Source organism: Promicromonospora iranensis (assembly GCF_028994805.1).
GTDB classification, from domain to species: Bacteria; Actinomycetota; Actinomycetes; order Actinomycetales; family Cellulomonadaceae; genus Promicromonospora; species Promicromonospora iranensis.
The window spans coordinates 44,580-65,770 of record NZ_JAJQQP010000005.1; the positions used below are offsets into that span (position 1 = coordinate 44,580).

Genomic DNA, 21,191 nt, shown 5'->3' on the forward strand with positions numbered 1-21,191 from the left:
CCGGGCCTCTGGTGCCCCGTACAGGACTTGAACCTGTGACCGAGAGATTATGAGTCTCCTGCTCTGACCAGCTGAGCTAACGGGGCCCGCGGCATCGAAGCCGCGGGAGGATCTTACTGCCTCGAGCAGGGAATGCCGGGCCATCCACGCGTCCGCGGGCGAGGGCGGTGCCGAAATCTCCTGGCGCACACTCGACGGCGACCCTTAGGTTCTGCGAGCCATTCCCGCACAGAACAGGAGCACTCCCATGTCCTCGAACTTCCCGGTCGCTCTCTCGGGCGCCCGGGCCCAGACCCTCATGTGGGCGCACGAGCACGACGTCGACCACGCCGCACTGAACCAGCTGCGCAACATCTCGGCCCTGCCGTGGGTGGCGGGCGTTCGCGTGATGCCCGACGTCCACCTCGGCAAGGGTGCGACCGTCGGCTCCGTGATCGCGATGCGCGACGCCGTGTCGCCGAACGCCGTGGGCGTCGACATCGGCTGCGGCATGATCGGTGTCCGCACCTCGCTGACCGCCAACGACCTGCCGGACGACCTCTCGCGCCTCCGTGCGCGGATCGAGGCCGCGATCCCGGTCGGGTTCCACTCCCACGACGAGCCGGTGGACCTGCGTCGCCTGCGGCCCGTCAAGGGGTCCGGAGGCCAGGAGCGGCTGCGGGGCGAGCAGGCGTTCTGGGACAGGTTCGAGACGCTGGACCCGAAGGTCCGCCAGCTCGAGACGCGGGCGCGGAAGCAGCTCGGTTCGCTTGGCTCGGGCAACCACTTCGTCGAGCTCTGCCTCGACCAGGACGACCAGGTCTGGCTACAGCTCCACTCCGGCTCCCGCAACATCGGCAAGGAGCTCGCCGAGCACCACGTCGGCATCGCGAAGCGCCTCGAGCACAACGTGGGCCTCGTGGACCGCGAGCTCGCCGTGTTCCTCGCGGGCACGCCCGAGATGGACGCGTACCTCAACGACCTCTGGTGGGCGCAGGAGTACGCGGCCCGGTCCCGCGCCGTCATGATGGCCCTGACCGTCCAGGCGGTCCGGGACGAGTTCGCGCAGCTGGTCGACGGCGGCCGCGCGCTCACCTTCGACGAGGGTGTGAACGTGCACCACAACTACGTGGCGCGCGAGCAGGTCGACGGCGAGGAGCTGATCGTCACCCGCAAGGGCGCGATCCGGGCGGGCCAGGGCGACCTGGGCCTCATCCCTGGGTCGATGGGCACGGGCTCCTACGTGGTGCGCGGTCTGGGCAACCCGGAGTCGTACTGGTCGGCGTCGCACGGCGCCGGACGGCGGATGTCCCGGACCCGGGCCAAGAAGGAGTTCACGGTGGATGACCTCGCCGTCCAGACCGAGGGCGTCGAGTGCCGCAAGGACCGCGGCGTGCTCGACGAGATCCCCGGCGCGTACAAGGACCTCGACGCGGTGATCGCCGCACAGTCCGACCTCGTGGAGGTCGTCGCCCGGCTGCGGACGGTGCTCTGCGTCAAGGGCTGAGCACCACGGCAGCGGACCGCGGGCTGGAACGATGGTGGGTGCCTCTGGCAACCTGTGCGCGGTGAGCGTCGCACGGAGTGGTGGAGACGAGGCGCCGGCCGTCCCCGCCCGCGTCCGCTGCCTCGTGGTCGTGGTCTGGGCGTTGCTGCTCGGGCACTTCGTCGCCACGTTCCTCTGGGCGGCTCCCGGTTCCCTGACCAGCCGGCCCGACGACAAGCCGGCCAGCTCCTCGGGCACGGGCGCACTGAGCGCCTACATGACGCCTGTCTTCGCGCAGAACTGGTCGATCTTCGCGCCGTCGCCCCTGCACGTGGAGTACGCCCTGAGGGTCCGTGGCGTGTACGCGCGGGCCGACGGCGAGCTGGTGCCGGGGCCCTGGACCGACACGACCGCCGTCGAGGTCCGCGCGCTGACCGGGCGCGTGCTCCCGGGGGCGACCGAGCGGCCGGCCCGCCGGCTGGCCTCCGGCACCCGCGCCGCGTACCTGGCGCTGCCCGAGGAGGCACGGCTCGTCGTCCTGCGGTCGCCCTCGGAGGCACCAGCCCTGGGGCACGCCCTGTCCGAGCCCTGGCCCGCCCTGCGGGCATCGCTGCTCGACGCCGGAGCCGCGCCCGGCGTCGTCGACGACTACCTCGCCCGGGATCGTGCTCTGGCCGCCTACGCCACCCAGGTGCTGCGGGCCGACGGCGCCGCGGGGAGCCCGGCGCCGGCCTACGTCCAGGCGCACGTCGTACGGCACGTCGTCACGCCGTACGGGGCACGGCAGCGGCCGGAGCCGGCCGGGTTCACCGTCGGGGCGCGTCCGCCGTACGCGGTCGTCGGCCAGGACGACGCGGCGTTTCGCGGCACGTGGGACACGCTGGACGGGTCCACAGCGGCCGGCGGGGGCACCGGGTGACTCGCGGGTCCGCCCGGTCCGGGCACCCCCTGACGGCGCTCCTGGACGCCGGCGCCCGCTGGATGACGGCGTCCGCCCACGCGACGTACGGCGTCGCACTGATGCGCATCACCTTCGGCGTGGGCATCGCTGGGTACGTCGCGGTCAACTTCCCGGCGCGCCACGCCCTGTGGGGCGCGGGCGCCCGCTGGACGACGCCGCTCGGCGGGCACGCGCTCACCGGCAGCCCGGCGGTCACGGTGGCCTGTGTCGCACTGTTCGTGGTCGCCGTGCTGGTCACGCTGGGCTGGCGCGCCTGCTGGACCGTGCCGCTGCTGCTGGCCGGCTGGGCCGGGCTGACCTCGATCAACCCCCTGATCCCCGACCAGGGCGACAACATCTCGCGCATCCTGCTGGTCTACCTCTGCTTCGCGGACACGTCGGCCCGCTGGTCCCTCGATGCCCGACGCCGCCGGCGTCGGCTCGGCCACGTACGCAACCTGGCCCACAACGCCGCCGTGCTGGCCGTGGGCGCCCAGATCTGCCTGGTGTACGTGCTGTCGGGACTGTTCAAGCTGCACGGCCCCGAGTGGCGTGACGGTTCGGCCGTGTACTACCCGCTGCTGCTGCCGCAGTTCCGGCCGTGGCCGGCGCTGGCCGACCTGGTGGCGGGGACCGGTTGGCTCGTGGCCGCGGTGACCTGGGGGACGCTCGCGCTGCAGCTCACGTTCCCGCTCCTGCTGCTGCAGCGCCACCTGCGGGCGGCGGCGGTGGCCGGAGCGATCATGATGCACGCGGGCATCTCCGTCGTGATGGGGCTGCCGTTCTTCTCGCTGTTCATGATGGCGGGCGACTGCGTCTTCCTCCGCGACGCGACGGTCGCGCGGTGGGCGAGACGCAGGAAGCCCGGCTCCACCCAGCGATCCGGCCCGGAACCCGCGAGGGTTCTGGACCGGGTCCCTGGGTAGGGCCGGGCTACCGGGTCAGCCCACCTGGTGGAGCCATCGGACCGGGGCGCCGAGACCCGCGTACCGGAACGGCTCGAGCTCGTCGTCCCAGGCGGCGCCCAGCGCGAGGTCGAGTGCTTCCCGCATGGCGCGCGGGTCGGCAAGCTCCAGGGCGGCACGGACACGGTCCTCCTGGACCACCACGTTGCCGTGGACGTCCGTCATGGCGTGGAAGATGCCGAGGTCGGGAGTGTGCGACCACCGGGCGCCGTCGGCCCCGTTGCTCGCGTCCTCCGTGACCTCGTACCGCAGATGGGACCAGCCGCGCAGGGCGGACGCCAGCCTGGCGCCCGTGCCCTGCGGACCCTGCCACGAGTACTCGGCACGGTACAGACCGCGACCCGCTGGCTGCGCGGTCCAGTCCATGGATACGCGCACGCCAAGCACGTTCCCCGCTGCCCACTCGATGTGGGGGCACAGGGCACGAGGCGCCGAATGCACAAAAAGCACACCCCGCGTGATGACACCGGCCATGTCTTCCTCCCTGGGTCGAGGTACGTCTTCCCCTACGTCCTCACCAGGGCGGTGACGCTGTGGTCGGCTGCACAGCGGTGCTTCGGACCACATCCTGCCCGATCCGTCGACGAGATGCGAGGCGAAACGACGCGCAGGCGTCGAATGAAGCACCACGTACGACGAGTTCGTGCGGCACATTCTTGCCTAAAAGGGCGCACCACCACTAGTGCCCCTTAAGACTTTCTTGAGTCGAATCCCACAGGGCGTGGTGTGTACGAAACGGGGCGGTCAGGCCCTCACAGGCGCGCGCGAAGCTCCCGCATCGCCGCGCGGCGCGCCTCCTTCTGGAGGCGGTCGAGGTAGACCATGCCGTCCAGGTGGTCGCACTCGTGCTGCAGGCAGCGGGCCATGATCTCGGTGCCCTCCACGGTGATCGGCTCGCCGTCCAGGTTGATGCCCTCGACCCGTGCGTAGTTCGCGCGCACCGTGGGGTACCAGAGGCCGGGCACGGACAGGCAGCCCTCGCCGCCGTCCTGCAGCTCCTCGCCCAGCTCGACGATGCGCGGGTTGATCACGTAGCCGATCTCGCCCTCGATGTTCCACGAGAAGGCCCGCAGGGAGACACCGATCTGGTTGGCGGCCAGTCCGGCACGTCCCTCGTCGTCCACCGTCTCGACCAGGTCCGCGACCAGGCTGCGGACGCGGTCGTCGATCGTCGTCACGGTGTCGCACGGGGTGCGCAGCACTGGGTCGGGAACCACACGGATCTCACGCATTGCCATGCGGGCATTCTCCCATGTCAGAAGGAAGGGGTGCAGACGTGTCAGACGCTCAGGTCAGCGGATGACCTGAGCGTCTGGCACGTACGAGGGCCTGCGGGGCCGGGTCAGTGGTTCTGGACCACCAGGGCGACGTTGTGCCCGCCGAAGCCGAACGAGTTGTTGATCGCGGCGATGTCGCCGCCCGGCAGCTTGGCCGGCTCGTCGCGGACGAGCGGCACCTGCAGCTCCGGGTCGGGGTTGTCCACGTTGATCGTCGGCGGAGCGACGCGCTCGGCCACGGCCTTGACCGCGAACAGGGACTCGATGGCGCCGGCGCCGCCCAGCAGGTGTCCGGTCATGGACTTCGTCGCCGAGAGCTGCACGTGGTCGGCGTCGGAGCCCAGCAGCGTCCGGATGGAGTACGTCTCGGTGAGGTCGCCCACCTTGGTGGAGGTGGCGTGCGCGTTGACGTGCACGATGTCGGCGGCGGTCACGCCGGCGTCCTCCATCGCGGAGCGCATGGCGGCGACCTGGCCCTTGCCCTCGGGGTCGGGGGAGGTGATGTGGTACGCGTCGGACGACAGGCCCACGCCGCCGATCTTCGCGTAGACACGGGCGCCACGGGCGGCCGCGTGCTCGGCGCTCTCCAGCACCAGGACCGCGGCACCCTCGCCGAGGACGAAGCCGTCACGGTCGATGTCGTACGGGCGGGAGGCGCGCTGCGGGTCGTCGTTGCGCAGCGAGAGCGTGCGGGACGCCGCGAACGCGCCGAGCGGCATGGGATGGATCACGGCCTCGGTACCGCCGGCGACCACGACGTCGGCCCGGCCGCTGCGGATCATGTCTGCCGCGTAGCCCACCGCCTCGGCGCCGGAGGCGCAGGCGGACACCAGGGCGTGCGTGCCGGCGCGGGCGCCGAGCTCCAGGGAGACGTAGGCGGACGGCGAGTTCGGCATGAGCATGGGGACGGTCATGGGCAGCATGCGGCGTGCGCCGCGCTCCCGGAGCGTGTCCCAGCCGTCCAGGATGGTCCAGAGCCCACCGATGCCCGACGAGACCACGGCACCGAGCCGGTCGCCGTCGACCTCGGGGCTGCCGGCGTCGGCCCAGGCCTCGCGTGCCGCGACGATCGCGTACTGCGTGGACGGGTCCATCCGCTTGGTCTCGGGGCGCGAGAGCACCTCGGCCGGGTTCACCTTGATGGTGGCGGCGAAGGTGACGGGCAGGCTGTACTTCTCGGCCCAGTCGTTGTCGAGGGTGCGTGCCCCGGACTCGCCTGCGAGGGCGGCCTCCCACGTGGATGCCACGTCCCCGCCGATGGGTGTGGTGGCGCCGAGGCCCGTGACGACGACTTCGCGTGCGGAGGTCATGATGATGCTCCCGAGGGTGGTGGGACGAAGGGGGCAGGTGCGAAAGGTGCTGCCTTGTGAGCAGCGAGTGCCCGACGGCGGCGCGGGCCCGGTCGATCAGGTCGACCGGAGTCGGTGAGATCGGTCGGGCCGTGCGGCCGCCGCCGGGGGGCGGCTCAGTCCTGGGCGCCCTTGATGAAGCTCACTGCGTCGCCGACGGTCGCGAGGTTCTTGACCTCCTCGTCCGGGATACGAACCCCGAACTTGTCCTCGGCGTGCGTGACGATGGTCATCATCGACAGGGAGTCGATGTCGAGGTCGTCCGTGAAGGACTTCTCCAGCAGGACGTCGGCCTTGTCGAGGCCCGTCTCCTCGGCGACGATCTCGGCGAGGCCCTCGAGGATCTCCTGGTCCGTGTTGGCCATGGGACTTCCTTATCTTTCGTAACGGTCACCGGCGCCGTCGGGCACCGGAGTCTTGCTGGTCAGATCTTGGCGCATCCGGAGACCGGAATGCACGGCGGGTTCATTCTCCGCCTTCGTGCACCCTGCTACGGCAGCACCACGACCTGGGCGGCGTAGACGAGGCCCGCACCGAACCCGATCTGCAGGGCGAGGTCGCCGGACCTGGCCTGGCCCTCCGCGAGGAGACGGTCGGCAGCCAGCGGGATCGACGCCGCGGACGTGTTGCCGGTCTCGGCGATGTCGCGCGCGATCACCACCGAGTCCGGCAGGCCGAGCTGCTTCTTCATCTGGTCGATGATCCGCATGTTGGCCTGGTGCGGGATGAAGACCTGGATGTCCTGGGCGGTCACGCCCGCCTCGGCCATCGCCTTCTCCGCGATGGGCGCCATCTGGAAGCTTGCCCACTTGAACACCGTGGGGCCGTCCTGGCGCAGCGTGGGCCAGCCCAGCGAAGGGTCCTCGCGCAGCTCGGTCCAGGAGTGGGTCTGGCGGATCGCGGTCGCCTTGGCGCCGTCGGAGCCCCACACCGTCGGGCCGATGCCCGGAGTGTCGGACGGGCCGACGATCGCGGCACCCGCGCCGTCGCCCAGCAGGAAGGAGATGGACCGGTCGGTCGGGTCGATGATCTCGCTGAGCTTCTCGGCCCCGATCACCAGCACGTGCCGGGCCAGGCCCGCTCGGACCAGGGCGTCCGCCTGGCCGATGCCGTACGCGTAGCCGGCGCAGGCCGCCGACACGTCGTAGGCCGCTGCGGGCGTCGCGCCGATGCGCTCGGCCAGGATCGCCGCACCCGACGGCGTCATGTGCATGTGCGTGATCGTCGAGAGGACGATCGCGTCGATGTCGGCGCCGGTGAGACCGGCGGCGTCGAGCGCCTTGCGGGCCGCGGCCTCGGACAGGTCGAGCACGTCCTTGTCCGCGCCGGCCCGACGGCGGGTGACGATGCCGGTGCGCTGGCGGATCCACTCGTCCGACGAGTCGATGGGCCCAGCGATGTCGTCGTTGGTGACGACGAGCTCGCCGCGCTCCGCGCCGATCGAGAGGATCCGCGAGAACTGCGTGGGCTGTGCCTGCTGCAGGGTGGTCACTGGTCTGCTCCGGTCGCGCTCGTGCCGCTGGAAAGGACGTCGCTGTGCGCGGTGATGAGCGCGCGGGCTGCGTCGAGGTCGGCGGGCGACTTGACCGCCACCGTCTCGACACCCTTGAGGCCGCGCTTGGCGAGACCCGTCAGGACGCCGCCCGGCGCGAGCTCGAGCAGACCGGTGACGCCACGCTCGGCGAGGCCGGTCATGATCAGGTCCCAGCGGACCGGGGCCGTCACCTGGCGCGCGAGGTTGGCGAGCACGTCCGCGCCGGTGCCGTGGCCGTGGGTGCCGCCGGTGTAGGCGGTCCCGTCGAGGTCGGCGAGGAAGGGCAGCGTCAGGTCGGCCGCGTCCCAACCGAGGGCCACCGGCTCGAACTCGGCGCGCGCGGCGTCCATGAACGGGGTGTGGAACGCACCGGCGACCTGCAGGGGGATCACGCGGGCGCGCGGCGGCGGGTTCTCAGCCAGCTTGGCGAGGTCCTCCAGCGCACCGGCGGCGACCGTCTGGCCGGCGCCGTTGACGTTGGCGGGCCACAGGCCCGCGGCCTCGATGGCGGCCAGCACCTCGTCCGGGTCACCGCCCACGACGGCGCTCATGCCCGACGGCGCGGCCGCCGCGGCGGTGGCCATCGCCCGGGCGCGGCGTGCGACCAGGCCGGCCGCGCCGTCGTCGGACAGGGCGCCTGCCACCGCGGCCGCCGACAGCTCGCCGACGGAGTGACCTGCCGTGACGTCCACGACCTCGGCCGCGGGGCGCCCGTCGAGCAGGGCGCGGAGCGCGAGCAGGGAGGTGGTGACGATCAGGGGCTGGGCCACCGCGGTGTCGCGGATGGTGTCGGCGTCCGACGTCGTGCCGTGCGCCACCAGGTCAAGGTCGGAGGCCTCGGATGCTGCGGCGAGGCGTTGTTCGGTTCCGGGCAGCTCAAGCCAGTCGCTGAGCATCCCGGGGGTCTGAGAGCCCTGTCCAGGGCAGACGACGGCGAGCACGCGTCCACTCTGCCAACCCGCAGGGCCCGCGGGACGTCGCGACCTGTACCAACCTCACCAGGGGGCCTTGTGGAGAACCTACAAGGCGCTGACCTCGGCGAAGAGTTAGGACAGGTGGGTCAGCCGCGGCCGAGCTGGCCCAGCGCCAGCGCCACCTGCAGCACGAACGACTCCCGGGCGTCGAGCGGGTCCCAGCCCGTGATCTCCGAGACCTTGCGGAGCCGGTAGCGCACCGTGTTGGGGTGAACGTACAGATGCCGCGCCGCGGCCTCGAGGGAGCGGCCGGTGCCGAGATAGGCGGACAAGGTCTCCAGCACGGCGCCGCCGGCGTCCTGCAGCGGGGTGAACGCCTGGGCGATCAGTGTGGCGCGGGCCGTGTAGTCCCCGGTGAGGACACGTTCCGGCAGGAGGTCGTCGGCCATGACCGGGCGAGGCGCCTGTGGCCATGCCGGTGCGGCCGTCAGCCCGGCGAGCGCCGACCGCGCGGACCGGGCGGCGTCGGTCAGGCTCGGCACCTGCGTGCCGATCACCACCGGACCGGTGCCGAAGCGGCTCAGCAGCGACGTGGCGGCGGCGACGAGGTCGCCCTCGCCGCCGAGCACGAGGACCAGACGGTCGCCGTGGATGCCGACGAGGGCGTCTCCCGCGGCGCGCCGGGCGACCCGGCGGATCTCGGCGGTGCGGATCTCGTCGAGCTCCTCGGTGGCGAGCCCGACGACGACCAGCGCGTTCCCGCGGCCGCTCCAGCCGAGCGCAGAGATGCGCGAGCGGAGGGAGTCGTCGCCGTCGCCGCGGACGAGCGCGTCGACCACGAGCGCCTCGAGGCGGGCGTCCCAGGCGCCCCGCCACTCGGCCGCACGGGCGTAGACCTCGGCAGCGGAGAACGCGACCTCGCGGGAGTAGCGCAGCACCGCCTCGCGCAGGTCGCGCTCGCCACCCGGCGCGGCGATCCGGTCGGAGTGCGTCTCGACGACATCGACCACGACCCGCACGAGCTGCAGGGTGTGCTGCAACGAGATGGAGCGGGTCAGCTCGGTGGGCGCCGCGGCGAAGATCTCGCTGACGCCGTGCGGCGGCCGGTCGGGGTCGGTGAACCACGAGGTGAAGGCGTTGATGCCGGCCTGGGCGACAAGACCCACGTACGAGCGGTCCTCCGCCGGCAGGTCGCGGTACCAGGTCAGGTCCTCGTCGAGCCGGCGCATCGCGGCAGCCGTCAGGAGGCCGCTGGCCTCGCGGACCCGCTGCAGGTTCATGGGGAAGCCCGCTGGGTCCGTCGCCGCCGTGGCAGCCTCCGCGGGGACGGGCTCGGGCGTCGCCTCAGCCGCCTGACCGGTGTCATGGCTGTCGCCGCGGTCGGCTGCCGGCCCGGACTCCGGGTCGGTCTGCTGGGCGCTGGTCCGCGCGGCCCGTCGTGGTGCTGGCACCCCGGCAGCATACGAGTCCGAGTTGTGGGGAGTCCACAAACGGACTTTCAAGACAGCAGGATCCCAGTGCGGCGCGGAGGAAAACTGTAGGGTCGAGGTATGGCCCTGATGCATCGGCTCCGCCGCCTCATCCGTCGGCCCCTGTCTGCGTCCACGGTCGGTGCTCGTCGACCGTCGCCGTCGGCGCCCCGACGAGGGGACGCGGGACACGAGGACGCGTTGCGCGCCCAGCTGACCGACGATCCCAACAACGAAGAGGCTTTCGGCGCCCTGGCAGAGATCGTTCGCCGTCGGGCCGCCGAGGACCCGACGCTGGAGGACCCCCTGCGGGACTCCGACGAGATCCCGGAGTCCAAGCAGCGCGAGGCCGACCTCGCGGTCTGGGCGCTCGCCGAGGAGCTGGCCGGGCACCCGCGGGGCTGGTACCCGCTGATCGAGCTGGGCAGGCTGTCGCTCGCCGACGACCCGGACGGCGCCGTCCGGCGGCTCGTCACCGCAGCCGAGCGGGACCCCGACGGCCGCGCGCTGGAGGAGGCCATGGCGATCCTGCGTGACGCGGGGATGCCCGTGGAGGCCCTGGGGCTGGGCGTGGGGCACTGGCGCGTGCGGGAGCACTCGCCGGTGGTCGGCAAGCACCTGGTCCTGGCCGCGCTCGAGGCCGACCGGGTGTTCGAGGCCAAGCAGCACCTGCGGTCGCTGGAGATGCACCCGGACACGAAGGCGGTCAAGCCGCTGCGGGACGAGCTGGAGAAGGCCATCGCCGCGAGCGAGCGGGAGAAGCCGGGCGTCTGACCGGCTCGTCCGACGAGATCCACGCTCCGAGAAAGACCTGAGGTACCGATCCGGCTCGGATCGGTACCTCAGGTCTTTCTCATGCCGGACTGCCGTGGCTCAGCTGTCGCCGCCCGCGACGCCGGACGTGCCGGCGTTGACGTCGAGCAGGCGGTACTTCTCGATGGCCTTGGCCACGACGTCGGTCGGCACCTCGCCGCGACGGGCGAGGACCTGCAGCGTCTTGACCACCATCGACGGGCCGTCGATGAGGAAGAACCGTCGTGCAGCGGCCCGGGTGTCGGAGAAACCGAAACCGTCGGCGCCGAGCACCGCGTAGTCGCCGGGGATCCACGCGCGGATCTGGTCGGGCACCAGGTGGTCGTAGTCGCTGGTGGCGACGAACGGACCCTGGGCGCCGGACAGCTTCTCCGTGACGTACGGCGTGCGCATCGGCGTCGCCGGGTCGACCAGGGCGTCGTGCTCCGCGGCGAGCGCGTCGCGACGCAGCTCGTTCCAGCTGGTCACCGACCACACGTCGGCCGAGACGCCCCAGTCCTCCTTGAGGAGCTGCTGCGCCTCGAGCGCCCACGGCACACCCACGCCGGAGGAGAGGAGCTGGGCCTTGGGGCCCTCGGCGTCCGACACCGAGATGCGGTGGATGCCGTGCTTGATGCCCTCGACGTCGACATCCTCCGGCTCGACCGGCTGGACCATGGGCTCGTTGTACACCGTGAGGTAGTACATGACGTCCTGGTCCCGGCCGTCGGAGCCGTCGCCGTACATGCGCTCGATGCCGTCGCGCATGATGTGCCGGATCTCGTACCCGTAGGCCGGGTCGTACTGCACGATCGCGGTGTTCGTACCGGCGAGGAGCGGGCTGTGCCCGTCGGCGTGCTGCAGGCCCTCACCCGTGAGGGTGGTGCGGCCGGCGGTCGCGCCGATGATGAAGCCGCGCGTCATCTGGTCGCCGGCCGCCCAGAACTGGTCGCCCGTGCGCTGGAAGCCGAACATCGAGTAGAAGATGTAGACCGGGATCATCGGCTCGCCGTGCGTGGCGTACGACGTGCCCACCGACTGGAACGCGGCGGCGGAACCGGCCTCGTTGATGCCGGTGTGCATGATCTGGCCGGACTCGGACTCCTTGTAGCTCAGCATGAGCTCGCGGTCCACGGCGAGGTAGTTCTGGCCGAGCGTGTTGAAGATCTTGGCGCTTGGGAAGATCGAGTCGAGGCCGAAGGTGCGGGCCTCGTCCGGGATGATCGGCACGATGCGGTTGCCGAAGTCCTTGGCCTTGAAGAGGTCCTTGAGCAGCCGTACGAACGCCATGGTGGTGGCGATCTGCTGCGTGCCGGAACCCTTCTTCAGCAGCTCGTACGTCTTGTCCTCGGGCAGCTTCAGGGCCGTCTTCGCCGTGGTGCGTCGCTCCGGCACGAACCCGCCGAGCTGACGGCGGCGCTCCAGCATGTACTGGATCTCCGGCGAGTCGGCGCCCGGGTGGTAGTACGGCGGCAGGTACGGGTCGGCCTCGAGCTCGGCGTCCGAGATCGGGATGCGGAGCGAGTCGCGCAGCGTCTTGAGGTCGTCGCCCTTGAGCTTCTTCATCTGGTGCGTCGAGTTGCGGCCGGCGAAGCCGGAGCCCAGGCCGTAGCCCTTGACGGTGTGCGCGAGGATGATCGTCGGCTGACCCGTGTGCGCCCGCGCCGCGGAGTACGCGGCGTAGAGCTTGCGGTAGTCGTGCCCGCCGCGCTTCATGTTCCAGATGTCCTCGTCGGTCATGTTCTCGACGAGGGCCTTGGTGCGCGGGTCGCGCCCGAAGAAGTGCTCGCGGATGAACGCGCCGGACTCCGCACGGTAGGTCTGGTAGTCACCGTCGGGCGTGACGTTCATCAGGTTGACCAGCGCGCGGTCCTTGTCGGCGTTGAGCAGGGCGTCCCACTCGCGGCCCCAGACGACCTTGATGACGTTCCAGCCGGCGCCCTTGAACTGGGCCTCCAGCTCCTGGACGATCTTGCCGTTGCCGCGGACCGGCCCGTCGAGGCGCTGCAGGTTGCAGTTCACGACGAACGTCAGGTTGTCCAGCTGCTGCTGGGCAGCGTGCTGGATCATGCCGCGGCTCTCGGGCTCGTCCATCTCGCCGTCGCCGAGGAAGGCCCAGACGTCCTGCTGGCTGGTGTCCTTGATCCCGCGGTTGTGCAGGTACTTGTTGGTCCAGGCCTGGTAGATGGCCGACGCCGGGCCGAGGCCCATGCTGACGGTCGGGAACTCCCAGAAGTCCTGCATGAGGCGCGGGTGCGGGTAGGACGGCAGACCACCGCCTGCGTGCGACTTCTCCTGGCGGAACCCGTCGAGCTGGTCCGCGGACAGGCGACCCTCGAGATAGGCCCGGGCGTAGACGCCGGGGGAGGCGTGGCCCTGGAAGTAGATCTGGTCGCCGCCACCGGGGTGGTCCTTGCCCCGGAAGAAGTGGTTCAGCCCCACCTCGTAGAGCGTCGCCACGGACGCGTACGAGGAGATGTGCCCGCCGACGCTGAGACCCTCGCGCTGGGCGCGGGTCACCATGACCGCCGCGTTCCAGCGGATCCATGAGCGGTAACGGCGCTCCATGGCCTCGTCGCCCGGGAAGTACGGCTCCTCGTGCACACCGATGGTGTTCACGTAGGGCGTCGCCATCGACGCGGGAATGCTCACATTCCGCTCTCGCGCCCGGCGCAGCAGGTTGAGCATGACGTACCGGGCGCGGGGTCCGCCCTTGTCGTCGATCAGCCCGTCGAAGGACTCGACCCATTCCTCGGTCTCGGCCGGGTCGATGTCAGGTACGGCGCTGAGCAGACCGTTGATCAGCGGTCCGGTCTCGTCAAACGAAGCCACCAGCAACCTCTCTCGGTGTCGCGCGGCGCGGTCGCGGTTCGCGCTCCTCGCCGCCTCGTCAGAACCCGTCGCGTCGGCGTAGCGTCGCCACAGCTGGGGTTGCGACTGTGCACGCCCACGCACAGGTGGTCCTAGCCATTCTGTCCCCTCACAGCGTGTCCACACACCATAGGGCGGTCAAGAGTGCGTGATCTGCGTTACGTCTGTGCCGGTTCGCACCAGTATTGATACGGGGTATCGCAATGATGAGACTGAGTGCATGACTGATACGTTGCCGAGGTCTCATCGATTCATCAAAAAGACACCACGCGTCCTGGTTGCGAGGCATGGCCGGGGTGCGTGCACTACCTTTGGCGACGGAGGGCCCGACGCAGGGCCGACAGAACAGGCATACGACCCGGCTGCGAGTGCCGGACAGAGAGAGGGACGATCAACCAAGTGAGCACGGACACCCAGGGCGCGGGGCGCCTCGGTTTCGAGGCCGGCCAGGTGGTGCAGGAGTTCGGCTGGGGCGACGACGTCGACGAAGCGATCCGGGCCGACATCGAGAAGATCATCGGTAGCGAGCTGGAGGACGAGGACTTCGGCGATGTGACCGACGGCGTCATCCTCTGGTGGCGGGAGGACGACGGAGACCTCACCGACGCACTGGTCGATGTGCAGACCGTCCTCGACGACGGTGGCCTCATCTGGATCTTCACGCCCAAGCCTGGGCGCGACGGCGAAGTGGGCCACAGCGACATCCAGGAAGCCGCGACCACCGCAGGCCTGCAGACCACCAGCACGTTCGCCATCGCGGAGGACTGGTCGGCGACTCGGCTCGCCTACCGGGGCCGCGGTAAGTGAAGGCCTGACAGGACAGCAGCCATGACCGAGCCTGCCGCCGCCGCGTCGAGCGCTCCCGTGGTGCCGTTGAAGCCGGGTGACCCCGCACCCGACTTCACGCTCCCGGACACGCACGGCACCCCGACCACGCTGTCGGACCTGCGTGGGGCGCCGGTGCTCGTCGTCTTCGTCCCGTTCGCGTTCTCCGGCACATGCACCAACGAGCTGTGCGAGCTCCGTGACAACATCGAGGACTTCGAGACCGCCGGCGTGCGGCTGCTCGTCGTGTCGACCGACGCCGTCTTCACGCTCAAGGCGTGGCAGGCGGCCGAGGGCTACCAGTTCGACCTGCTGTCCGACTTCTGGCCGCACGGCGAGGTGGCAAGCGCCTACGGGGTGTTCGACGAGGGTTCGGGGATCGCGCTGCGCGGGACGTTCCTGATCGACGCCGACGGGATCGTCCGCTGGTGCGTGGTGAACCCGCGCGGCCAGGCACGCGACCTGGAGGACTACCGCCGGGCGGTCGCGGAGATCTGATCCGGGCCAGGTCGGAAAAGTAGGCTGGTTCAGGGCCGCGGGCCAGGTATTGTTGTCCGCTGCCGGGGCTCGTAGCTCAGTTGGTTAGAGCGCCACGTTTACACCGTGGATGTCGGGGGTTCGAATCCCTCCGGGCCCACCTTGCGATGACGCGGGACATCGTTGACCGATGTCTCGCGTCATCACTTTCTGAGGCGGACCGACCGGTGCGTGCCGGACGAGTCCGCGTCAAGCGGCTCGGTTCAGAGGAGGTCGCGCGGGTCGAACCCCTGGGCGAGGTCGGAGAGCGACTGGCCCGCCCCGGAGACCTGGTCCCCGAGACCGGACAGCGCACCGTCGGCCGAGCCGGCGAGGTCCCCGACGCCTGCGGTCGCCTCGTCCAGGGCGCCGGTGCCGAGCTCGCCGACCGACGAGGTGAGCCCTTCGACGTCGACGCCCGACGCGAGCGCCTCGAAGTCGACCCCGAGGTTCGACGCGTTCTCCAGCAGCGGGCCGGCGACGCTGCTCACCGCCGCACCGGCTGCGACCACGCCCAGGACGCCGACCGCTCCGACGGCGACTCCTGCGACGGCCCCGCCGGTGCCGACCTTGGCGAGCATCGAGCGCATGGTGCCCGGCTGGCGTGCCTCCGTGCGTGCGGCGGCCCGGGAGAGGTCGGCGACGTCGGCGGAGCGGGGCTGCTCGTGTGCCGGAAGCTCCGCCTGCATGCGCTGCAGCACCGCCTGGCGCTGCGCCGGCGTCAGCCGGGCGAACGACTCGGCGTGGATCTGCTCGATCTGGTGCGGCTCGGCGGTCTGCATGAGGTAGTCGTAGCGGGCGATGGCCTGCCGGTCGGCGTCGGAGGACGCCGGCGCGCTCGGGGACCGCCGGGACTGCTGACCGGCTGAACCGCTCTGCTGCGTCCCCTGCGGTGCCCCCTGTTGCGTCTGCTGCCCGGTCTGGGCGTCGAGCATCTTCTTGGCGAGGCCGATCATGCTGGAGAGCTTGGACATGCGGTCCGTTCCTTCCGTCGGTCGGGCGGACCACACTGTCACGTCGGTATGAGAAGTGTGTGAGAGTTGGATGAGAGCTTTCACGCGGTCGCGACCGCCGGCGCTCCGATTTCCGCTTGCCGCCCCCGCCCTGTCGTCGTCACGCTGTGCGCGATGCCTACTGACGACGTGGTCCTGGACTGGCGCGGGCCGGTGTCCGATGCGGAGATCGTCGATCTCACCGAGTCCCACGGCGGCACCCCGGAGCCCGGGTGGTGGGACACGGTCCGGGGTCACTCGCTGGGGTGGGTCACCGCCCGGAGCGAGGGCGGCCTGCTGGTCGGGTTCGTGAACGTGGCGTGGGACGGCGGGGGTCATGCGTTCCTGATCGACACCAAGACCCGGCCCACGCACCAGCGGCAGGGCATCGGCACCGCGGTGGTGCGTCGTGCGGTCGAGGGGGCCAGGGCGGCGGGCTGCGAGTGGCTGTCCGTCGACTTCGAGCCGCACCTCGAGACGTTCTACCTGGAGTCGTGCGGCTTCCGCCCGACACTCGCCGGGCTCGTCCACCTCACCGGTCCCTGACCGGCACCTCAACCAGGGTGCCGCGCACCCGGTCACGCCCCGGCCTGGTTGCGTGCGAGCGGCCCGGGCAGCCTGGTGCTCGTCCGGCGACAACGCCGGACACCGCACGAGTGCCGCAGGGCAGGAACGGAGACGTGGGCATGACGACGAACAAGGACGACAGGGTGCTGGACGACGGGGTGCTGGACGACACCGGAATGGTGATGCACCCGGGCCACGCCTTCCATGACGTGGCCGAGCTCGAGCGGCTCACCTCGGCGATGGCCGAGGGCAGCCCACCGCTCTTCGCGGGTGCGACCATCCACACCGCCGACCCGCTCGTCGGAACGGTCGAGCGCGGCGATCTCCTGCTCGGTCTCGGCGTCGCAGGCGGGACCGTCGTCGGCGTCGGGACAGGACTGGAGACGGCTGCCGAGGACGACGGGATGGTCGTGGTCCGCTGCGAGGGCCTCGTGATCGTGCCGGCAGTGATCGACGTGCCCGGACAGGTGAGGGCTCGCAAGCTCAGGACGCAGGACCGCGGCACCCTCGCCGCGGGGGCCGCGGCGACCTTCGCCGTGTTGCGGCGCGAGGACGCCCCTGACCTCCGGGCGGCGTGGGACACGCTGCTGAGGCGTCCCGAGGCAGTCCTCGCCCTGGTGGTCGACGGTGACGTGGCCCGGTGGGGCGGCACCCGTCTGATCGAGACCGCGGATCACGGGCTCGCGGACGGCGGTGCGGCGGACAGCCCCTATCTGGGCACCTGGGTCGACGAGACCGGATTCCTGCACCAGTCCTTGACGGCTGACGGCCGCTACGACGAGACCCGTGGCGGGCGGGAGCATGCTTTCCAGGGGCGGTTCTGGATCACCGGCGACCGTATCGAGTACCTCGACGACCTCGGGTTCTGGGCCTACGGCGACTTCGTGGACGGCACGCTCCACCACGGCGGGTACGTGCTGAAGCGCTGACCGCGGACGGGTCACGACCGTGGTGCCCAGAAGGGCGCCCGCGGTCGTGACCCGAGCGGCCCGGTCAGATCGAGTTCACGATCCGCTCATGCTCCAGCTCCCCCTCGCGGGTCTGGATCCCCGCGGCCAGCAGCTCGTGCGCACGTCGCGTGACGTCGGGCCCCATCGTCGCCATCAGCCCGTCGTTCTCCACCGCGTACGCCGCGCGCGGGACCGCCGGCGCCACCGCGTTCACCGCCGCCTTGATCGCGGACACGACCTCCGGCCCGAGCCGCGCGATCCGGCCAGCGAGCTCGCTCACGAAACCGTCCAGCTCCGCGGCGGGAAGGGCCCGGTTCACCAGCCCGTACCGCTCGGCCAGCTCCGCGTCCACGAGCTCGCCGCCCAGGATGAGCTCGAGGGCGCGGGCCCGGCCCGCCAGGCGGGTCATGTTCACGGTTCCGCCACCGCCCGGAAGGATGCCCATCAGGGCCTCCGTCTGCGACTGACCCGATCTGCCGATCGCCGCGAACCTCATGTCGAGGTACATGAGGAACTCGTTGCCGGCGCCGCGCGCGAAGCCGGACAGCTTGCCGATGGTGACCTGTGGCAGGTGGTGCACCTCCTCGCTCATGGCCTGCAGGATGTTCATGCCGTCCGGCACCGGTGCCTCCTCGGCGGCGGCGATCGCCGCTCGGGTCGCCTTCGACAAGGCGTCCGGGTCGGTGAGGTAGCCCATGTCCCCGTGCGCGCTGAAGAACTCCGGGTCGGCGCTCTCGAACACGATCACGCGGATGCTCTCGTCCCTCCTGGCCCGGTTGATGAACCCGCGCAGCGACGGCAGCAGGACGCCGTCCATCAGGTTGAGGGGAGGGTGGTCGAGTGTCACGGTCGCGACGCCGTCCGATGATGTGATCCGGAGGCCGGGCAGGTTGTCGTAGCTCATGAGTCGTGACCCTAGGAAGCGACCGGGTAACCGACCGGGAACCTAGACTCGTGCTATGTCCGAGCTGGCTGTCGACATGTTCGACGAGATCTGCCCATCGCCGATGCAGCCCCTCCGGATGAAGGACAAGTGGGCGCCGATGGTCCTGCGCTGTCTGGAGGAGGGGCCACGCCGGTTCTCCGAGCTGCGCGTCCCGCTGCACCGCACCAGCGCCAAGGAGCTCACCCGGTCGCTCCGCAACCTGCAGCATGACGGCTTCGTGTGCCGGACGTCGGCGGGACGCACCGTGACCTACGAGCTCACCGACCTCGGGCGCAGCCTGCTCGACCTGCTCGACACGGTCTACGCCTGGAGCGACGAGCACGGGGACGACCTCCTCGACGCCTACGACCCGGATGACACCGCGGGTGGCCGAGGGGCGGTCAAGGAATAGCGGAGACCGTGCGGGTGGCGGCGCGCAGCCTCAGGGCCCCCGCCACCCCGAGGACGACGACGGCCGTGGCGGCCGCTGCCACCGCGGTCGGGCCCGACTGGGGTGCGCCGTCCCATCGGGCCACCGCGATCCAGGCCAGTCCCCACGCGATCGCGACGGCCACGGCGATGCGGCCCCCGCTCCGCGCCGCCAGGACGACGCCGACAGCGCCGACCACCGCGAGGACCGCGACCGCCCACCAGTCCGGGTCGATGCCGGCCCCGTCGAACCCGGAGGCAGTGAGGGCCGCCGCCACGTTGGCGGCGGTGGCCACGCAGACCCAGCCGAAGTAGAGGCCGAGCGAGCCGTCGACGAGGACGCGCTCCAGCATCCCGGCGGGGCGCGTCCGCACGAGGATCACGAACACCCGGCTGAGCAGCGCGAGCAGCACCCCGATCACGGCCACGCTCGCCCAGAGCCAGCCCGCCTGGACCACCAGGATCCACGCCGCGTTGAGCAGCATGGTCCCGGCGACCGGCAGCCGGAGGCGACGCTGTCGGTCCGCGGACGCCGGGGCGGGGAACCACTGCAGCACCGTGTACCCCGCCAGCCCGGCATAGACGACGGTCCACACCGAGAAGGCGGCGGAAGCGGGTGCGAGCAGCGTGGCGTCAGGGGCGAGCGCGCCGCCGGCCGCCGACGCGATACGGGTCCCGCCGAACACGCCGACGCCGATCATGGAGCCCACCAGGCAGGCCAGGTAGCTGACGGTGACGACGATCTGCTGGGTCCGGTCGGTCGAATGCTGTCCCGTCATGGGTCCTCACTCCTCGGGTCGGTGGCCCGCTCGCGCCCGGTGCCTGAGCCGTGAGCGGCGAATATCGCTAGCCTATCTAGTAATCTTCCAGGATTCACGATGTCGAGCGAAAGGCGGTCCTGCCATGACGGACGCCGCGACGGTCCTTGTCACCGGGGCCACCGGCTATATCGGCGGACGGCTGGTACCCGAGCTGATCGCTGCCGGCTACCGGGTGCGTGTGCTGGCCCGGCACCCCGAACGGATCTCCTCCCGTGAGTGGTCCGACGACGTGGAGGTCGTGGCCGGTGACGCCACGTCACGTCCGGACCTGCGGCGAGCGCTCGACGGCGTCGACGTCGCGTACTACCTCATCCACGCCCTCGGGTCGGGGCCAGGGTTCGCCGAACGCGACCGTGACACCGCCCGCGGCTTCGCGGTCGTGGCGAGGGAGGTCGGCGTCTCACGTCTCGTCTACCTCGGCGGGCTGCACCCGGACGCGGAACGGCTCTCGCCCCACCTGGAGTCCCGTCGCGAGGTCGGGGAGATCCTGCTGGACAGCGGGGTGCCGACGGTCGTGCTGCGGGCCGCGGTGATCCTGGGCTCGGGCAGCGCGTCCTTCGAGATGATGCGTTACCTCACCGAACGGCTCCCGGCGATGGTGGCGCCCCGCTGGATCAACAACCGGATCCAGCCGATCGCCGTGCGCGACGTGCTGCGCTACCTCGTGGGCGCGGCGAGCATTCCGTCCGAGGTGAGCCGGGGCTTCGACATCGGCGGTCCCGACGTCCTCACCTATCGCGAGATGATGCAGCGCTACGCCGCCGTCGCGGGCCTGCGCCCCCGGGTCATCCGCGCGGTCCCGGTGCTGACGCCGGGCCTGGCCAGCCTGTGGGTCGGTCTGGTGACGCCGGTACCGCCGGCGATCGCCCGCCCGCTGGTCGGATCCCTGGTGCACGAGGTCGTGGCGCGGGAAGACGACATCAAGGAGTACGTGCCCGACCCACCTGAAGGGCTGATCGGCTTCGACCAGGCGGTCGATCTCGCCCTGGCGCGCATCCAGGACCTGGACGTGCGCACGAGCTGGGTGTCGGCCTCCACCCCGGGGGCGCCGTCCGACCCGCTGCCCGACGACCCCGACTGGGCGGGCGGGAGCCTGCTGGTGGACGACCGGTCGGTCGTGGTGGACACGACCCGCGAGTCGCTCTGGACGGTCATCGAGGGTATCGGCGGGGCGCACGGCTGGTACTCCTGGCGCCTGGGCTGGGTGGCCCGGGGCGCCCTGGACCGCCTCTTCGGTGGCCCGGGCCTACGTCGCGGACGACGGCACCCGCACCGCCTCGCGCCCGGCGACGCGCTCGACTGGTGGCGGGTGGAGAAGGTGGAACCGGGGGAGATGCTGCGGCTGCGGGCCGAGATGCGCCTGCCGGGGCTCGCCTGGCTGGAGCTGTCCGTCGAGGGCGAGCCCGGTGGCCGCCCGACGTTCCGGCAGCGCGCCGTCTTCCTGCCGCGCGGGCTCCCCGGGCAGCTGTACTGGTGGGCGATCAGCCCGTTCCACGGGATTGTGTTCGGGGGCATGCAGCGCAACATCGCCCGCGCGGCGCAGGAGCACGGCATGGAGCAGGGGTACTGAGCCGTGGCTCCGTCGTCTGC

The 21,191-nt window shown here is 71.1% G+C and carries 21 protein-coding genes and 2 tRNA genes; 11 read left to right on the top strand and 12 right to left on the bottom strand.

The genetic code is table 11. The features are described 5' to 3' along the window. Positions 1-9: 9 nt before the first annotated feature. A tRNA-Ile gene (locus tag LUM46_RS09470) sits at positions 10-86 on the bottom strand. Between the two features lie 161 nt (positions 87-247). Here LUM46_RS09470 and LUM46_RS09475 point away from each other — a divergent pair. From LUM46_RS09475 to LUM46_RS09485, 3 genes are all read left to right on the top strand, one after another. Then, entirely contained in the window at positions 248-1,486 is a 1,239-nt protein-coding gene (locus LUM46_RS09475) for an RtcB family protein (protein WP_274993580.1), read from the top strand. A gap of 61 nt (positions 1,487-1,547) precedes the next feature. Next, positions 1,548-2,384, top strand: coding sequence for a DUF5819 family protein (locus tag LUM46_RS09480; protein WP_274993582.1), 837 nt, complete (start codon positions 1,548-1,550; stop codon positions 2,382-2,384). Beyond that, complete coding sequence (locus LUM46_RS09485; RefSeq protein WP_274993583.1) at positions 2,381-3,331, top strand: HTTM domain-containing protein; 951 nt, start codon at positions 2,381-2,383, stop codon at positions 3,329-3,331. Before LUM46_RS09480 ends, LUM46_RS09485 begins: the two co-directional genes overlap by 4 nt. A gap of 15 nt (positions 3,332-3,346) precedes the next feature. Here LUM46_RS09485 and LUM46_RS09490 read toward each other — a convergent pair whose 3' ends face one another. From LUM46_RS09490 to LUM46_RS09520, 7 genes are all read right to left on the bottom strand, one after another. Further along, the gene (locus LUM46_RS09490; protein ID WP_274993584.1) at positions 3,347-3,844 is read right to left on the bottom strand and encodes a DUF3145 domain-containing protein; all 498 of its coding nucleotides are present in this window, start codon (positions 3,842-3,844) and stop codon (positions 3,347-3,349) included. A 278-nt stretch (positions 3,845-4,122) separates the two neighbouring features. Further along, the gene (gene def / locus LUM46_RS09495; RefSeq protein ID WP_274993585.1) at positions 4,123-4,608 is read right to left on the bottom strand and encodes a peptide deformylase; all 486 of its coding nucleotides are present in this window, start codon (positions 4,606-4,608) and stop codon (positions 4,123-4,125) included. A 104-nt stretch (positions 4,609-4,712) separates the two neighbouring features. Next, positions 4,713-5,957 carry a beta-ketoacyl-ACP synthase II gene (fabF, locus tag LUM46_RS09500; protein WP_274993586.1) on the bottom strand — a complete coding sequence of 415 codons (1,245 nt, stop codon included), beginning with the start codon at positions 5,955-5,957 and terminating at the stop codon, positions 4,713-4,715. 155 nt (positions 5,958-6,112) lie between these two features. Beyond that, entirely contained in the window at positions 6,113-6,361 is a 249-nt protein-coding gene (locus LUM46_RS09505; RefSeq protein WP_274993587.1) for an acyl carrier protein, read from the bottom strand. A gap of 125 nt (positions 6,362-6,486) precedes the next feature. Beyond that, entirely contained in the window at positions 6,487-7,488 is a 1,002-nt protein-coding gene (locus tag LUM46_RS09510) for a beta-ketoacyl-ACP synthase III (RefSeq protein ID WP_274993588.1), read from the bottom strand. Beyond that, positions 7,485-8,471: an ACP S-malonyltransferase gene (locus LUM46_RS09515; RefSeq protein ID WP_274993590.1), complete on the bottom strand. Its 987-nt coding sequence runs from the start codon at positions 8,469-8,471 to the stop codon at positions 7,485-7,487. The genes LUM46_RS09510 and LUM46_RS09515 overlap by 4 nt, the downstream gene beginning before the upstream one ends. Before the next feature lie 119 nt (positions 8,472-8,590). Further along, positions 8,591-9,895 (bottom strand): PucR family transcriptional regulator, encoded by a 1,305-nt coding sequence (locus LUM46_RS09520; RefSeq protein WP_374726974.1) that lies wholly within the window; start codon positions 9,893-9,895, stop codon positions 8,591-8,593. 99 nt (positions 9,896-9,994) lie between these two features. Here LUM46_RS09520 and LUM46_RS09525 point away from each other — a divergent pair, with 99 nt between their 5' ends. After that, positions 9,995-10,687 carry a hypothetical protein gene (locus tag LUM46_RS09525; RefSeq protein ID WP_274993591.1) on the top strand — a complete coding sequence of 231 codons (693 nt, stop codon included), beginning with the start codon at positions 9,995-9,997 and terminating at the stop codon, positions 10,685-10,687. 99 nt (positions 10,688-10,786) lie between these two features. Here the strand turns inward: LUM46_RS09525 and aceE are convergent, their stop codons facing one another. After that, positions 10,787-13,537: a pyruvate dehydrogenase (acetyl-transferring), homodimeric type gene (gene aceE / locus LUM46_RS09530; protein ID WP_274993593.1), complete on the bottom strand. Its 2,751-nt coding sequence runs from the start codon at positions 13,535-13,537 to the stop codon at positions 10,787-10,789. Between the two features lie 438 nt (positions 13,538-13,975). Between aceE and LUM46_RS09535 the strand changes: the two genes are divergently transcribed. The 3 genes from LUM46_RS09535 (at position 13,976) to LUM46_RS09545 (ending at position 15,038) form a co-directional block, all read left to right on the top strand. Further along, a complete protein-coding gene (locus LUM46_RS09535) occupies positions 13,976-14,383 on the top strand; it encodes a DUF3052 domain-containing protein (protein ID WP_274993595.1) in 408 nt (135 codons plus the stop codon). A gap of 21 nt (positions 14,384-14,404) precedes the next feature. Next, positions 14,405-14,899, top strand: a complete 495-nt coding sequence (locus LUM46_RS09540; RefSeq protein WP_274993596.1) for a peroxiredoxin — start codon at positions 14,405-14,407, stop codon at positions 14,897-14,899. A gap of 65 nt (positions 14,900-14,964) precedes the next feature. Further along, a tRNA-Val gene (locus LUM46_RS09545) sits at positions 14,965-15,038 on the top strand. Positions 15,039-15,141: 103 nt separating this feature from the next. Here LUM46_RS09545 and LUM46_RS09550 read toward each other — a convergent pair. Further along, complete coding sequence (locus LUM46_RS09550) at positions 15,142-15,891, bottom strand: cation-transporting ATPase (RefSeq protein ID WP_274993597.1); 750 nt, start codon at positions 15,889-15,891, stop codon at positions 15,142-15,144. A 153-nt stretch (positions 15,892-16,044) separates the two neighbouring features. Between LUM46_RS09550 and LUM46_RS09555 the strand changes: the two genes are divergently transcribed. Continuing rightward, complete coding sequence (locus LUM46_RS09555) at positions 16,045-16,455, top strand: GNAT family N-acetyltransferase (protein WP_274993598.1); 411 nt, start codon at positions 16,045-16,047, stop codon at positions 16,453-16,455. A gap of 140 nt (positions 16,456-16,595) precedes the next feature. Beyond that, positions 16,596-17,405 carry an Atu4866 domain-containing protein gene (locus LUM46_RS09560; protein ID WP_274993599.1) on the top strand — a complete coding sequence of 270 codons (810 nt, stop codon included), beginning with the start codon at positions 16,596-16,598 and terminating at the stop codon, positions 17,403-17,405. 64 nt (positions 17,406-17,469) lie between these two features. Here LUM46_RS09560 and LUM46_RS09565 read toward each other — a convergent pair whose 3' ends face one another. Beyond that, positions 17,470-18,330, bottom strand: coding sequence for an enoyl-CoA hydratase/isomerase family protein (locus LUM46_RS09565; RefSeq protein ID WP_274993601.1), 861 nt, complete (start codon positions 18,328-18,330; stop codon positions 17,470-17,472). A gap of 55 nt (positions 18,331-18,385) precedes the next feature. On the opposite strand from LUM46_RS09565, the gene LUM46_RS09570 reads away from it, so the two are divergent. After that, positions 18,386-18,763, top strand: coding sequence for a winged helix-turn-helix transcriptional regulator (locus LUM46_RS09570; RefSeq protein ID WP_274993603.1), 378 nt, complete (start codon positions 18,386-18,388; stop codon positions 18,761-18,763). On the opposite strand, the gene LUM46_RS09575 is transcribed toward LUM46_RS09570, so the two are convergent. Then, entirely contained in the window at positions 18,753-19,559 is an 807-nt protein-coding gene (locus LUM46_RS09575) for a tryptophan-rich sensory protein (protein ID WP_274993604.1), read from the bottom strand. The two genes, LUM46_RS09570 and LUM46_RS09575, sit on opposite strands and share 11 nt — an antisense overlap. A gap of 124 nt (positions 19,560-19,683) precedes the next feature. Here LUM46_RS09575 and LUM46_RS09580 point away from each other — a divergent pair, with 124 nt between their 5' ends. Then, positions 19,684-21,171, top strand: a complete 1,488-nt coding sequence (locus LUM46_RS09580; protein ID WP_274993605.1) for an SDR family oxidoreductase — start codon at positions 19,684-19,686, stop codon at positions 21,169-21,171. Positions 21,172-21,191 lie beyond the last annotated feature (20 nt).

Coding starts and splice junctions, on each gene's coding strand:
- LUM46_RS09475 (WP_274993580.1), top strand. CDS start 248: ATGTCCTCGAACTTCCCGGTCGCTCTCTCGGGCGCCCGGGCCCAGACC.
- LUM46_RS09490 (WP_274993584.1), bottom strand. CDS start 3,844: ATGGCCGGTGTCATCACGCGGGGTGTGCTTTTTGTGCATTCGGCGCCT.
- def (WP_274993585.1), bottom strand. CDS start 4,608: ATGGCAATGCGTGAGATCCGTGTGGTTCCCGACCCAGTGCTGCGCACC.
- fabF (WP_274993586.1), bottom strand. CDS start 5,957: ATGACCTCCGCACGCGAAGTCGTCGTCACGGGCCTCGGCGCCACCACA.
- LUM46_RS09505 (WP_274993587.1), bottom strand. CDS start 6,361: ATGGCCAACACGGACCAGGAGATCCTCGAGGGCCTCGCCGAGATCGTC.
- LUM46_RS09525 (WP_274993591.1), top strand. CDS start 9,995: ATGGCCCTGATGCATCGGCTCCGCCGCCTCATCCGTCGGCCCCTGTCT.
- LUM46_RS09540 (WP_274993596.1), top strand. CDS start 14,405: ATGACCGAGCCTGCCGCCGCCGCGTCGAGCGCTCCCGTGGTGCCGTTG.
- LUM46_RS09550 (WP_274993597.1), bottom strand. CDS start 15,891: ATGTCCAAGCTCTCCAGCATGATCGGCCTCGCCAAGAAGATGCTCGAC.
- LUM46_RS09555 (WP_274993598.1), top strand. CDS start 16,045: ATGCCTACTGACGACGTGGTCCTGGACTGGCGCGGGCCGGTGTCCGAT.
- LUM46_RS09560 (WP_274993599.1), top strand. CDS start 16,596: ATGACGACGAACAAGGACGACAGGGTGCTGGACGACGGGGTGCTGGAC.
- LUM46_RS09565 (WP_274993601.1), bottom strand. CDS start 18,330: ATGAGCTACGACAACCTGCCCGGCCTCCGGATCACATCATCGGACGGC.
- LUM46_RS09570 (WP_274993603.1), top strand. CDS start 18,386: ATGTCCGAGCTGGCTGTCGACATGTTCGACGAGATCTGCCCATCGCCG.
- LUM46_RS09575 (WP_274993604.1), bottom strand. CDS start 19,559: ATGACGGGACAGCATTCGACCGACCGGACCCAGCAGATCGTCGTCACC.
- LUM46_RS09580 (WP_274993605.1), top strand. CDS start 19,684: ATGACGGACGCCGCGACGGTCCTTGTCACCGGGGCCACCGGCTATATC.